This window comes from Dysgonomonas hofstadii (genome assembly GCF_014196915.1).
Lineage (GTDB): Bacteria > Bacteroidota > Bacteroidia > Bacteroidales > Dysgonomonadaceae > Dysgonomonas > Dysgonomonas hofstadii.
The window spans coordinates 41,056-55,003 of record NZ_JACIEP010000016.1; the positions used below are offsets into that span (position 1 = coordinate 41,056).

Here is a 13,948-nt window from a genome sequence, read left to right on the forward strand (position 1 = left end):
CGTAATCTGTTATAAGGGCAGAAGAAATGACAGTGAGAAAAATGCTGTAAAAGTGTAACATTTGCCTCGCTTTTGCTTGGGTGATTGATAATTGGCTCTACGATGCTCTGCCGAACACTATTTGTAAAGGTTTAACATTCTGATTTAAATAAAGAAATAATTATGATTACAAAACAACATAAGGAGATCGCTCAATGGAGCATTGAGTTTGCCAGGCAGAATGGTTGCCAGGATGCAAGGGTATCGGTTATTACCGCTCAGAACAATTCTTTTGAATATAGGGATACCCAGTTGGATAAATTACAACAAAGCACCGAAAATAAGCTATATATCGAACTGTTTGTAGACAATAAGTATGGTTCGTTCTCGACCAATAAAATTGAGAAAAGTGAACTGGAGGCTTTTCTAAAAAGTGGTATTGCTTCTACACGGTATCTTTCAGAGGATAAATTCAGGCAGTTGCCTGATCCTAAAAGGTATTATAAATCGAAAGGCAATGATCTTGATTTGTATGATAAGTCTTTTGATAATGTAGATACCGGTATAAAACTGGAACTGGCAAAGGCCACTGTAGACGAGATACTGGGAACAAATGAAAAGATCATTTCTGTTTCATCTTATTACGATGATGGAGTAGGGGCTGAATACATGATCGCCAGCAATGGGTTTGAAGGAGAAACTGTAGATTCCGGCTTTAATATATCAGTATCAGTTTCTTTAAAGACTGATGGTGACGCCCGTGCCGAAAGTTATTGGTATGATAGTGCTGTCTACTGGAACGACCTGAAAAAGGGAGGAATAGCGAAGGTCGCTTTGGAAAGGGCATTGCGTAAGATAGGACAGAAGAAAATCAAGTCCGGGAAATACAGCATGCTTTTGGATAATACGACAGCATCCCGCCTACTGTCTCCGATGATAAGTGCTATGTATGGAGTCTCATTGCAACAGAAAAATTCATTCCTCCTCGATAAGCTAGGGCAAAAAATAGCATCTGATAAACTGACAATTAAGGATACCCCGCATCTGAAGCGTTCTTTTGGCGCCAGATGGTTTGATGGAGAAGGCGTAGCCACGCAAGGCAGGGTTATTATTGATAAAGGCATATTGAACACTTATTTTATCGATACATACAATGCTCTGAAGATGGAAACCACCCCGACTATTGCGTCTCCATCTATTATTCAGGTAGCATTAGGAAACAAAAACTTCGATCAGTTGTTACAATCAGTACAGAATGGTATCTGGGTAACAGGTTTCAACGGAGGTAATAGTAATTCCACTACAGGAGACTTCTCTTTTGGTATAGAAGGATTCCTTATTGAGAATGGGATGGCTACAACTCCTATCAGTGAGATGAATATTACAGGTAATTTACTTACTCTTTGGGAAAATCTTGTTGAAATAGGGAACGACCCTCGTGAGAATTCGTCGTGGCGGTTACCATCTTTACTATTCGGAGATGTCAATTTTAGCGGCTTATAAACCAAATATGAGATTTTTCAAACTACTGACGTTATTTTTTCTATTTATTCCTGTTTTTGCACAACAAACTCCTGCGACAGAAGTAAGAGCCGTGTGGCTTACAACTAACTGGGGACTTGACTGGCCTACTCAGAATACAAGTGTGCAGGCTCAGAAGGATGAATTGATCAAGATCCTTGACCAGCTCAAAGCAGAAAATTTCAATACTGTGTTATTCCAGACAAGGGCGCAAGGTGCTGTATTCTACAGATCAAAAATTGAGCCGCTCAGTCCTTACTTCAATCATTCCGATAATTTTGATCCTTTGGCTTTTGCTATAGAGGAATGTCATAAGAGAGGAATGGAATTGCATGCGTGGCTTGTAACATATACGATGGAAAGGGCGATAGTAAGGTATACCGGAAAGGGCAAACGGCGAAAAGCAGTGGTTACTGAAACCAAGCCCGACTATTATAAACTTATCAACAACGTGTGGTATCTGGACCCGGGCAGACCGGAAACCCAGAATAGAATATTATCACTGGTAAAAGAGATTGTATCTAATTACGATGTGGATGGCATTCATTTCGACTATATACGTTATCCCAGCAATACACGTAAGTTTCCCGATGATGCCACATTTAAAAAATACGGAAATGGGATGAACCTGTACGACTGGAGACGGAATAATATAAATCGCTTGGTAACAGAAATTTATGACAATGTAAAGTCTATAAAGAAATGGGTGCAGATCAGCAGTTCGCCATTAGGACGTTACAAGGTACTTCCGGATGTGGCTCCAAATGATGGTTGGACGGCTTACGAAACAGTGTTTCAGGATGCAGGATATTGGATGCAGAGTGGAAAACATGATCTGGTTTTTCCCATGATGTATCACCGTGAAAAGTATTTCTATCCTTTTCTTGACGATTGGGTAGCCAATTCGGGAGACAGGGTCGTTGTCCCGGGGTTAGGTATTTACCAGATGGATGAGCAGGACTGGTCGTTGCAGGATATTCTAAACCAGATGAATTATGCCCGTTCCAATAAAGTGAAAGGACAGTCTTTCTTTCGGGCAGGGAATATCTTGAATAACCTGAAAGGAATAAAGGATTCCATACAATCATATTATCCGACTCCGGCAAAGTTACCTCCGTTAACGTGGCTCGAGAATGAAGCTCCCAATTCACCAGTGGATCTTCAATTGTATAAAGACAATGAAGGAAACCTGAATATAGAATGGGCTGCTCCGGATGATACTGAAGGTTTCACATATAACATCTACGTATCGGCTACAGAAGACTTTGATAAAGAAAATTCCGGCTTCATCTTAGCTACCGGGATACGCTCCAATCATTACTCTTTCCCTGTAAGTACGGGCGATTTCGGTTTCTACTATTTTGTAACAGCATCAGACAGGTACCATAATGAAAGTGTAGTCTGCTTCCCGGGATATTTCGTTCATTCCGAGGAAGAACACTGATTAGATTTAGTCCAGTTCCTTTTTTAGCTGGTTGATTGTCTTATGCAGAACCGGATGTTCGTATTCTCCGGCTATCTCGGCTAAAGGTGTCAGCACAAAATCACGTTTATGCAGATAAGGGTGGGGTAGCGTCAGGCCTTCGGTGTCGAGTATGTCATTGTCGAATAGTAATAGGTCGATATCTATTATCCGGTCATGGTATATCTGATTCTTTGACTTAGAATCCCGTCCCATTTCTATCTCTATGTCTTTTGTCCTTTGCAGCACTTCCAGTGGGGTAAGTTTGGTGCGGACTTCGCAAACAGCATTCAGGAACTGATTGTCCGATTGGAAACCGACAGGATCAGTCAGGTAAAAAGCAGAAGTGGCGATTACTTCGCCAATCCGCTTTTCTATATTACTTATTGCATGATCGAGATTTTCACCTCTGTCTCCCAGGTTAGAACCCAAGCCGAGGAATACGTCATGCAGGTTTTCTTTTTCCAGAACTTTATCGAGTAGCATTTTAAATTATAAGCATTGCATCACCATACGTTCCAAAACGGTACTTGTCTTTCACGGCCTGATCGTATATATCCATTATCAGGTCGTACCCTCCAAATGCAGCAGTCATCATCAATAATGTTGACTGTGGCAGGTGAAAATTCGTAACCATAGAGTCCGCTATTCCAAAATCGTAAGGTGGGAAGATGAATTTATTTGTCCAGCCCTCGTTCACTTTGAGATGTCCGTCTGTACTTACTATAGTTTCAATGGATCTCATAACGGAAGTACCAACGGCACAAACGCGATGGTTGGCGTCTTTCGCTTTATTTACGATATCAGCTGCTTCCTGTGTGATTTGTAGCTGTTCGGAATCCATTTTATGCTTTGTCAGGTCTTCTACATCTATATCGCGGTAATTACCTAAGCCGGAATGTAAAGTGACATAAGCAAATTCGACCCCTTTAATTTCCAGCCGTTTCAATAACTCGCGACTGAAATGCAAGCCGGCTGCAGGAGCAACCACAGCACCTTCATTTTTGGCAAAGATAGTCTGGTAACGGTCTTTGTCCTCAGGTTCCTCGCCTCTGTTCAGGTACTTCGGGATTGGAGTTTCTCCAAGTGCGTACAGAGCCTTTCTGAATTCTTCGCTTGGTCCGTCATATAAGAAACGGAGTGTGCGGCCACGCGATGTTGTATTATCAATAACTTCGGCCACCATAGAATCATCATCGCCGAAATAGAGTTTATTGCCAATTCGTATTTTGCGGGCAGGATCTACCAATACATCCCACAAATGGAATTCTTCATTCAGTTCGCGAAGCAAGAATACCTCAATAGTGGCTCCAGTCTTCTCTTTATTTCCATAGAGGCGGGCAGGGAATACCTTAGTATCGTTAAAGACGAATACATCTTTATCATCGAAATAGTTAATGATATCTTTAAATATTTTATGTTCGATATTTCCTGTTTTGCGATTAACGACCAACAAGCGGGACTCATCCCTGTTCTTCGCAGGATGCGTTGCAATCAGCTCCTCGGGGAGGTCAAATCTGAATTGAGAAAGTTTCATGTTCTATATATTATTTTGTTATTATTCTTTTTATCCGATTACGAGTGCATCTACAAATTCCTCTATCTGTGCTCCGTTAATACATTGATCAAGGGTGATTTCTCCAATACGGGTGCGCTCCAGTCCTATAAGATGTCCTCCCGAATCCAAAGCTTGTCCGATGTCCCGGGCCAATGCTCTTATGTATGTTCCTTTGCTACATACTACCCGAACCTTTATAACAGGTAATTTACATTCGATCAGTTCTATCTCATCTATAACGAGTAACTTAGGCTTTAGTTCTACGTCCTGTCCTTCGCGTGCAAACTTATAGGCTCTTTTCCCATCGACTTTGCAGGCAGAATAGATAGGGGGCACCTGCCATATTTCTCCTGTAAATTGCTTTAATACTTCTTGTACCGACTCTTCAGTAATATGCTCTGTAGGGTATGTTTTATCTATTTCAGTCTCCAGATCGAACGAAGGAGTTGTCGCTCCTAGTTTGATTGTGGCAATATACTCTTTCGTTTGGTATTGGAACGATTCTATTAGTTTTGTCTTCTTTCCGGTGCAGATAATCATAACTCCCGTAGCCAGGGGGTCTAATGTCCCTGCATGACCAACTTTTAATTTTTTTATCCCAATTTTGCGACAAAGTTTATATCTCAGTTTGCCTACCAGAGTAAACGATGTCCAGTTCAATGGTTTATTTATGTATAAGATCTCTCCGGAAATAAAATCCATTATATAATCGTTAATTCGTGTCCGGTCAGCAATAATATCAGAAGGATACCCCCTAATATGATGCGATACCATCCGAATAATTTGAAACCGTATTTTGTAACAAAACCGATGAAGAACTTGATTGCCAGTAATGCTACAATAAATGCTACGACATTTCCGATAATCAAAACTCCTATATTTTCTTGTAATAATTCAAATCCTGTGTCAGACGTAAATAGTTTTAATACTTTATAGCCAGTTGCAGCAGCCATAGTTGGTACAGCAAGGAAGAATGAGAACTCGGCGGCATTCTTACGGCTTAACCCACGGGTCATCCCCCCAACGATAGTAGCCATAGAGCGCGAAACTCCGGGAATCATGGCGATACATTGATAAAACCCGATAATAAAAGCATTTTTATATGTAATCTCTTGCGGCCCTTCTTCAGGACGATTAAACCACTTGTCAACGAATAACATCAATATACCTCCAAGTACGAGCATTGCCGCTACTACAGTTACATTTTCCAATAGTTCATCTATTTTGTCACTGAAGATAAGGCCAAGTACTGCTGCGGGTATAAATCCGGCCAATAGTTTCCAATAAAATTCAAATCTGTAAAAATTCTCTTTGATGAAATTCCCCTTTGCCGATTCGGGAATATCATTTCTCAGGCGGAAAAAGCGCTTCCAGTAAAGAACAATCACTGACAGGATAGCGCCAAACTGGATGATAACAGTGAATGCCTTTACAAATTCGTTACTTTCGATACCTAAAAGGCTTTGTGCAATTATCATATGCCCGGTAGACGATACCGGAAGAAATTCTGTTAATCCTTCTACTATGGCAATTATAATTGCCTCGATAATACTCATTCTTATTTATATTTTTGTAAAATTAGTTGTGCTCTTGCTTTTCCTTTGCTTCTTTTTTTCGGGGATATAGTATGCCAACGATCATCAGCAGGAATCCTGCGAAACAAATCATTGGGGCTACTACAATTCTTTTTGTACTGAAAATATCAGGCTCAAAACCACCTTCTATACTTGATGCCGGTCCTGTCATAAGAACGAATCCGATAATAATCAGGATTACGGAAGCGGCACATATGATATAGTTCAATTTGCCGAATGCTAAGTCTTTTTTATCCATATTTTTAAACGTGATAAAGTTTATTAGTTGCCATTCTTAAATACCTGTTTACAGCTGATATTGTAGCCAATGCTGTAATTAGAATCCCAAAAACAATAACCAGTGCGTATACGATTAGTAATTCTGTCATTGTAACAATAGATATCGACATCGGAAATATACTGGTCACATAATATACTACTCCGGTAATAGCTATGTTTGCAAATATTGCGGCTATAATGCCACTTGTAACCATCCGCCACATAAATGGCCACCTGATGAACGAGTTGGTTGCGCCGACTAGCTGCATTGTATTTATAAGGAAGCGTTTAGAATAGATGTTTAATTGTATAATGCTACGTATCAATGTGAATGATATAAGGATGAGGATTACTGCCAATATAAGTAATACCGATCCGATAAGAGATAGATTGTAATTGGCGCTGGTAATATCCTCTTCGTTATATACGATGTTCTTTACAATTTTATCTCCTTTCAGCGTTTGTTTCTTTAGACTGGCTTCTACTATTTTGATACTGTCAGCATTGACATATTCCGATTTAATGAAAATATCGAAATAGCTTTTAGCCGGATTATATCCTAAAACTTCTTCAGGGTCACGTCCCAGGTCTTCTATCAGTTGTTTTTTGACTTCTTCTTTACTTATATAAACGGCTGATTTTACATAAGGATTGTTATCGAGGTCTTTTTGTATTTTGGCTATAGATGCTTCATCGATATTCTCTGAAAGCTCGATGGATATTCCCAGGTTTTCTTTCAGGTAAGATGTAAATCCATTTGCCGTGAAACCGACAAGAATAGTCAGCCCCAATAAAAAAAGGACAAGAGTAATGCTAATTGTAGTAATAACCCCCGCTGTGAATAACGATATTGTTTTGAATTGCCGTTTATCAGACATTTTTCACAAATGACATTTTGGATATATTTTCATTTGGATACAAAACACCCAAATTCGCTGCAAAGAAACAAAATAAATACATGTATTAGAACTATTTTTGATTTTTTTAATATATATCTTAGTTATATCAGGGTTCGGCCGTTAAGCGGATCTCTCGGGAGGGAGGTTCAAAACCTGACAAACCTGACAGATTATTTAGCCTTTAGCTGTTAGCTCATAGCTATTCGCTTTTTTAATCAAAACCTGACACTTCTTTTAGCTGTTGGCTATTAGCTAATAGCTATTGGCTTTTTTGTTAAAATCTGACATTCCTGACACAATTTTTAGTTTAAATCCGATGAGACGAGGAAACTTGTTTACTTGTATCTCGTTTACTTGTCAATTTTATCCATGTCAAAGATCGCTTCTACGAACTACTCTTTATAACTATAGATAAAGTTATCTGTAAAAAATAATACTTGCGATTTCAGACTCGTATTATTATTGTATATTTGTGCTTAACGCCTGAAAAAATCATGAAATAATTAAACTAATATAAGATTAAAACCATGGAAGGAAAACAAACAAAATCGGGATTAAACCCAGCCGGTTTCTCTGGCAAAGTAGATGATAAGGATGTGCAAATGTATATCCTGACTAACAATAAAGGTGCAGAAGCTACAATCATTAATTATGGTGCGAAAATAGTATCGTTGAATGTGCCTGATAAAGACGGTAAGCTTACAGATGTGGTTTTGGGTCATAATAATCTGGAAGAGTATCTTGGTTCTGAAGAGCCGTATTTCGGCGCGGTGTGTGGACGTACCGGAAACCGTATTGCAAAAGGCAAATTTACGCTCGATGGCATTTCTTATCAACTGGTGATAAACAATGGACCAAATAATCTGCATGGAGGTATAAAAGGATTCAATGCCGTAGTGTGGGATGCTAAACGAATAGATAGCCAAACATTGGAACTTACTTACTTGTCGAAGGATGGAGAAGAAGGCTTTCCTGGTAATCTGAATGTAAAAATCACATACAAACTGACTGATGACAACTCGCTTGATATAGATTATGAAGCAACAACCGATAAGGCCACAATTATCAACCTGACCAATCATTCATACTTTAATCTGTCGGGTGAGGGAGATCCTAGTGTAAACGACCATGTACTGGTTATGCATGCATCGCAATTCTTGCCGACTGATGATACGGCTATACCATACGGAGCACCTGAGCTGGTAAAAGGAACTCCATTCGACTTTACTGCACCTCATGCAATAGGAGAACGGATTGAAGATGACTTTGAACAGCTACACTTTGGTAAGGGTTATGACCACACAATGGTTCTGGATAAAGCTGATAACGACCTGGCCTTAGCAATAGAATGCTATTCTCCTAAAACCGGGATAAAGATGGATATCCATACAACAGAACCCGGAGTGCAAATCTATACTGGAAACTGGATGAGTGGAAATTTTGAAGGAAAACACGGGCACCGTTATCCTGCACGCGCGGCGGTTTGTTTCGAAACACAGCATTTTCCTGACAGCATCAATAAACCTCAATATCCGAGTGTGGTTTTAAGGCCTGGAAAAATATTCAGGAGTAGGACAACACATAAGTTCTCTGTGAAATAATGATATTATTGTCCCCTGTTCCCGGAATAGGGGATTTTTATTTCCGTAGCCTTACGTAGTCTATTGCATGCCCTTCGCTCTTGTGTAGTATCAGGCTGGCACGTTCACGGGTTGGCAGTATGTTCCGGCGAAGGTTTTTGCGGTTGATCTCCCTCCAGATAGTTTTTGATGTCTTTATCGCTTCTTTTTCCGATAGCTGGGCAAAGCTGCGGAAATACGACTGTGGATCGGTAAAAGCTCCTTTTCTGAATTTCATGAAGCGGGAGATATACCATTCTTCCAGCTTTTCTTCATCGGCATCTACATAGATAGAGAAATCCACAAAGTCGGATACAAATATCCGGGGCTTCTCGTCGGGATAGTCCATCCCGCTTTGGAGTACATTCAATCCTTCAAGAATCAATATATCAGGCTGTTCTATTGTCTGATATTCACCGGGGATAATATCGTAAATCAGATGCGAATATTTAGGTACTTTTACAGATGCTTTCCCTGACTTAATATCTGTCACGAATTCGAGTAACCGCTTTATGTCATAAGACAGGGGGAAACCTTTTTTGAGCATGATCCCCTTTTCTTCAAGAATAGCATTCGGATACAGAAATCCGTCTGTCGTCACCAGTGCCACCCGTGTGTTTTCTTTCCAGCGGCTAAGTAATGCTTGTAGTACACGAGCAGTAGTGCTTTTGCCCACAGATACGCTTCCTGCTATTCCAATGATAAAAGGTATTTTTTGATAATCCTGTTTCAGGAATTTCATCAGGACAGATTGTCTGCTGGTTCTTGCGCTTACATAATAACTCAGGAGACGGGATAAGGGAAGATAAATTTCTTCTACTTCGTCAATCGATAATTCATGGTCGATGCCCTGCAGGGTCAATAACTCTTCATAAGTCAAGGTCATTGGCTCAGAGTCACGCAGAGCGGCCCATTGCTTACGGGTGAACTGCATGTAGGGACCGGCTATATTTTCCATCTGTAACTGTTTGATTGAGACTGTAAAGGTAATATTATCCTGTAAAAAAGTTACAAAAGTTACACATTATTCAGTTTTTGATTAACCTTTAGTTTCTCTGAAAAACGATTTATGACAGATTTTTTAATATTTCACATTTCGTTCCACTAACTGCTTTTAGCGTATAGATAAACATATTGAAACTTGATTGTTCACAGATTGCGGGTAACATTGTTATAAAAAGAAAAAGAAACAAACAAAACCCACTTCTATCTGTTCTATGAGTGATGCAAAATATTTATATATGTTCAATTAACGGGAAGAATTAATATCTTTGTATCCGCAAATAAGCTGTTAGCTGTTAGCCAATAGCTTATAGTTATAAATAAAAGCTAACAGCTAGTAGCTAAAGGCTATCGGCTAAAATAAATTACAAATGCAGGAAACTCAAGATAAAATTTTAGAAGATGTTACCACCGGTGAATACAAGTACGGTTTTGTAACAGACATAGAAACAGAGGTTATCCCTACAGGTCTTAATGAAGATGTGGTACGGTTGATCTCTGCGAAAAAGAATGAACCCGAATGGTTGCTCGAATTCCGTTTGAAGGCTTATCGTCACTGGCTGACAATGGATGCTCCTGAATGGGCGCATTTGGATATTCCCCGGATAGATTATCAAAGCATCAGTTACTATGCTGCGCCCAAGAAGAAAGACGGGCCTAAAAGCCTTGATGAAGTAGACCCGGAATTATTAAAGACATTCGATAAGCTGGGTGTGCCTCTTCACGAACGTGAAATATTGGCAGGTGTGCAAAATATGGCTGTGGATGCGGTAGTAGATAGTGTTTCGGTAAAGACCACTTTTAAAGAAGTCCTTTCCGAAAAAGGTATAATTTTCTGCTCATTCAGCGAAGCAGTACAGGAATATCCCGAACTGGTGAGAAAATACCTGGGATCGGTAGTCCCGTATCGTGATAATTTCTTTGGAGCGCTCAATTCGGCTGTTTTCAGCGACGGATCATTTGTCTACATCCCTAAAGGCGTAAGATGTCCGATGGAATTGTCGACTTATTTCCGTATTAATGCGGCCAATACAGGACAATTTGAACGTACGCTGATTGTGGCCGATGATAATGCTTATGTGAGTTATCTCGAAGGCTGTACAGCTCCTATGCGTGACGAAAACCAGCTTCATGCCGCTATTGTCGAGATAATAGCTCTTGATCATGCTGAGGTGAAATACTCAACAGTACAGAACTGGTATCCCGGAGATAAAGAAGGTAAAGGTGGTATTTACAACTTTGTAACTAAACGTGGCCTTTGCAAAGGCAAAGGTTCCAAGATATCATGGACACAGGTCGAAACGGGGTCTGCAATCACATGGAAATATCCGTCATGCATCCTTGCGGGCGACGATTCCATCGGAGAATTTTACTCTGTGGCTGTTACCAACAACTACCAGCAGGCCGACACGGGAACAAAAATGGTGCATATAGGAAAGAATACGAAGAGCCGCATAGTCTCTAAAGGTATTTCTGCCGGATTCAGCCAAAATTCATACCGGGGATTGGTAAAGGTTTCTCCGAAAGCAGAAGGTGCACGTAATCACTCGCAATGTGATAGTTTGCTGTTGGGAGATAAGTGTGGAGCCCATACATTCCCATACTCTGATATAGCTAATCCGACGGCTATCATCGAACATGAAGCAACCACCTCAAAGATAAGTGAAGATCAAATCCTTTACTGCAATCAGCGTGGTATTGGCACGGAAGAAGCTGTGGGGTTGATTGTGAACGGATATGCAAAAGAAGTAATGCAAAATCTTCCAATGGAGTTTGCTGTAGAAGCTCAAAAACTACTGCAAATAAGTCTGGAAGGTAGTGTGGGATAATATCTCTAACTGATAAAAATAGGCAGGCAATCCCGATGGGTTGCCTGTTTTTTTATAAAAAAACTTATCCTTTAGATTCATCCGACATATTGTTTCTCAATTTCGAAATGTCGTTTGTACGAATATCAACTTTTATTCTGTTCTTACTTTCCTGTATGTCGTCAGATGATGGATAGGGTCGGCAATGATTTTGCATTCTGTCTTTTAATGCCAATTCCTTATGAGGGTTCAACGATTCTTTTTCGTTTTTTGTTCCTCTGCCTTGTCCAATGTGTGAAGTGTCGTGCTCTTTTAATTCATTGCAGGTGCACTCACTTTCTGAATCATGTTTATTGTTCATTTTCATGATTTTCTTTTTTAATTTATCTATTGGTAGTGTTATGATGTATAAATAATAACAAGCTAAAAAAAGATATAATTCTATTCTAACATTATGATTTACAGGTTTTTATTTTCTTTTTGGGGTGGAATGTGAATTTTCATAATATCTGCTTGATTCCCGTTTGGGCACGGGCTATATAAATGTGAAAATTATATAAATAGGGAAATAACCGGAAATTTCACTTCTAATCTATCTCACAGCTTCTCCCCTGCTTTTCAATATTCCCAATCCAATCTCTTTGAGCTTGAATTTCTGTATTTTACCACTTCCTGTCAGAGGGAATTCTTCTATAAAGAAAATATATCTGGGTATCTTATGGCGGGCGATTTGCCCCCTGCAGAAGTCTTTTATATCCTCGGGCTGTAAGACGGCTCCTTCCTGAAGAATAATGAAAGCGCCGACTTCTTCCCCATATTTTTCCGAAGGGATACCTGCGACCTGTATGTCTTTTATGCCATTGAGGTGATAGAGGAATTCTTCTATTTCACGGGGATAAATATTTTCCCCTCCCCGTATAATCATATCCTTTATGCGTCCGGTAATACGATAATAGCCTTGCGCGTCCTTTATTCCCAAATCGCCGGAATGGAGCCATCCGTCATTGTCTATCACTTCGGCTGTAGCTTGCGGATTTTTATAATAACCTTTCATTACCAAATAACCACGGCAACATACTTCGCCCTGTTCTCCTATAGCACATTCTTTACCTGTATCGGGATTAAATATTTTTACTTCTGTGTATGGATATTCTTTGCCAACAGTTTTACAGCGGGCTTCGAAAGAGTCTTCCAGTGTTGTATGTGTCATGCCCGGAGAAGATTCTGTTAGCCCATACACGCTGGTAATGTACGTGATATGCAATTTTTCCGTTACCTGTTTCATAAGCTCTATCGGGCATAGGGCTCCTGCCATGATGCCGGTTCGCAACGAACTTACATCGAACAAACCGAACATCGGATGGTTTAGTTCTGCGATAAACATGGTAGGGACACCATATAAGGCTGTACACCGTTCCTTATGTACGGATGCCAGTACAACCAACGGGTCGAAGCGTTCGACCATTACTTGTGTCGAACCATGAGTAAGACAGTTCATTGTTGCCAATGTGATACCGAAGCAATGGAAAAGCGGCACGCAAATACAGAGTTTGTCGTTTTCGGTGAACTTCATCGCCTCACCCGTGAAATATCCGTTATTGGCAATGTTATAGTGGGTAAGCATTACGCCTTTAGGGAAACCTGTTGTTCCTGATGTGTATTGCATGTTCACAACATCGTGGCATGTAACAGTTGCTTTTGTTTTTTCCAGTGATTCAGACGAAACATTTCTCCCAAGTAAGAGTATTTCGGCGGTGTTATACATCCCTCTGTATTTCTCCTGCCCGATGAAAACTACATTTCGCAGATTTGGAAAGCGTTCCGATTTGAAATAACCCCGCTGAGAGGTTTTCAAATCCGGAGCCATTTCATATGTCATGTCTATATAACTGCCATCAAATACACCTTCGGTAATGCAGAGCGTATCTATGTCGGCATTTTCCACCACATATTCCAGTTCGCTCTGTTTATAATTGGTGTTTATGGTAACAAGCACGGCTCCTATTTTTGCCCCTGCATATAGGAATGTCAGCCAATCGGGAACATTCGTGGCCCAGATGCCTATATGTGATCCGGGCTTGAGTCCGATTGCCAAAAGGCCTTTGGCCATATTGTCCACACGTTCGTTAAATTCTTTCCAGGTGAAGCGTAAGTCTCTGTCGGAATATACGATGTATTCTTTATCCGGGGTTTTCCCGGCCCAGTATTCGAGCCATTGTCCTAATGTCCGTTCCGAAAGTTGCATTT

General features: G+C 40.2%; 13 protein-coding genes. 4 read left to right on the plus strand and 9 right to left on the minus strand.

What is annotated here, in order from left to right; all coding sequences use genetic code 11:
* Positions 1-162: 162 nt before the first annotated feature.
* Both GGR21_RS17425 and GGR21_RS17430 read left to right on the plus strand, forming a co-directional pair.
* Entirely contained in the window at positions 163-1,482 is a 1,320-nt protein-coding gene (locus GGR21_RS17425) for a TldD/PmbA family protein (RefSeq protein ID WP_183308518.1), read from the plus strand.
* Between the two features lie 7 nt (positions 1,483-1,489).
* Positions 1,490-2,944 (plus strand): glycoside hydrolase family 10 protein, encoded by a 1,455-nt coding sequence (locus GGR21_RS17430; RefSeq protein WP_183308519.1) that lies wholly within the window; start codon positions 1,490-1,492, stop codon positions 2,942-2,944.
* Positions 2,945-2,950: 6 nt separating this feature from the next.
* On the opposite strand, the gene folK is transcribed toward GGR21_RS17430, so the two are convergent.
* From folK to GGR21_RS17460, 6 genes are read right to left on the minus strand one after another with little or no spacing between them, the layout of a single operon-like run.
* Positions 2,951-3,448: a 2-amino-4-hydroxy-6-hydroxymethyldihydropteridine diphosphokinase gene (gene folK, locus GGR21_RS17435; RefSeq protein WP_183308520.1), complete on the minus strand. Its 498-nt coding sequence runs from the start codon at positions 3,446-3,448 to the stop codon at positions 2,951-2,953.
* Between the two features lies 1 nt (position 3,449).
* Positions 3,450-4,499, minus strand: coding sequence for a tRNA preQ1(34) S-adenosylmethionine ribosyltransferase-isomerase QueA (gene queA, locus GGR21_RS17440; RefSeq protein ID WP_183308521.1), 1,050 nt, complete (start codon positions 4,497-4,499; stop codon positions 3,450-3,452).
* Positions 4,500-4,529: 30 nt separating this feature from the next.
* On the minus strand, positions 4,530-5,222 hold the full coding sequence (gene truB, locus GGR21_RS17445; protein WP_183308522.1) for a tRNA pseudouridine(55) synthase TruB: 693 nt from the start codon (positions 5,220-5,222) through the stop codon (positions 4,530-4,532).
* Entirely contained in the window at positions 5,222-6,076 is an 855-nt protein-coding gene (locus GGR21_RS17450) for an undecaprenyl-diphosphate phosphatase (RefSeq protein ID WP_183308523.1), read from the minus strand. Before GGR21_RS17450 ends, truB begins: the two co-directional genes overlap by 1 nt.
* 22 nt (positions 6,077-6,098) lie before the next feature.
* Positions 6,099-6,353: a DUF3098 domain-containing protein gene (locus GGR21_RS17455; protein WP_183308524.1), complete on the minus strand. Its 255-nt coding sequence runs from the start codon at positions 6,351-6,353 to the stop codon at positions 6,099-6,101.
* A gap of 4 nt (positions 6,354-6,357) precedes the next feature.
* Complete coding sequence (locus GGR21_RS17460; protein WP_183308525.1) at positions 6,358-7,251, minus strand: cell division protein FtsX; 894 nt, start codon at positions 7,249-7,251, stop codon at positions 6,358-6,360.
* Between the two features lie 548 nt (positions 7,252-7,799).
* Here GGR21_RS17460 and GGR21_RS17465 point away from each other — a divergent pair.
* Positions 7,800-8,873 carry an aldose epimerase family protein gene (locus GGR21_RS17465; protein ID WP_183308526.1) on the plus strand — a complete coding sequence of 358 codons (1,074 nt, stop codon included), beginning with the start codon at positions 7,800-7,802 and terminating at the stop codon, positions 8,871-8,873.
* A 37-nt stretch (positions 8,874-8,910) separates the two neighbouring features.
* Here GGR21_RS17465 and coaA read toward each other — a convergent pair whose 3' ends face one another.
* Positions 8,911-9,849, minus strand: a complete 939-nt coding sequence (coaA, locus tag GGR21_RS17470) for a type I pantothenate kinase (RefSeq protein WP_183308527.1) — start codon at positions 9,847-9,849, stop codon at positions 8,911-8,913.
* Positions 9,850-10,264: 415 nt separating this feature from the next.
* Between coaA and sufB the strand changes: the two genes are divergently transcribed.
* Positions 10,265-11,722, plus strand: coding sequence for a Fe-S cluster assembly protein SufB (gene sufB / locus GGR21_RS17475; RefSeq protein ID WP_183308528.1), 1,458 nt, complete (start codon positions 10,265-10,267; stop codon positions 11,720-11,722).
* A 64-nt stretch (positions 11,723-11,786) separates the two neighbouring features.
* Here the strand turns inward: sufB and GGR21_RS17480 are convergent, their stop codons facing one another.
* Both GGR21_RS17480 and GGR21_RS17485 read right to left on the minus strand, forming a co-directional pair.
* Positions 11,787-12,068, minus strand: a complete 282-nt coding sequence (locus GGR21_RS17480) for a hypothetical protein (protein WP_183308529.1) — start codon at positions 12,066-12,068, stop codon at positions 11,787-11,789.
* A 225-nt stretch (positions 12,069-12,293) separates the two neighbouring features.
* Positions 12,294-13,946: an AMP-binding protein gene (locus GGR21_RS17485; protein WP_183308530.1), complete on the minus strand. Its 1,653-nt coding sequence runs from the start codon at positions 13,944-13,946 to the stop codon at positions 12,294-12,296.
* Positions 13,947-13,948 lie beyond the last annotated feature (2 nt).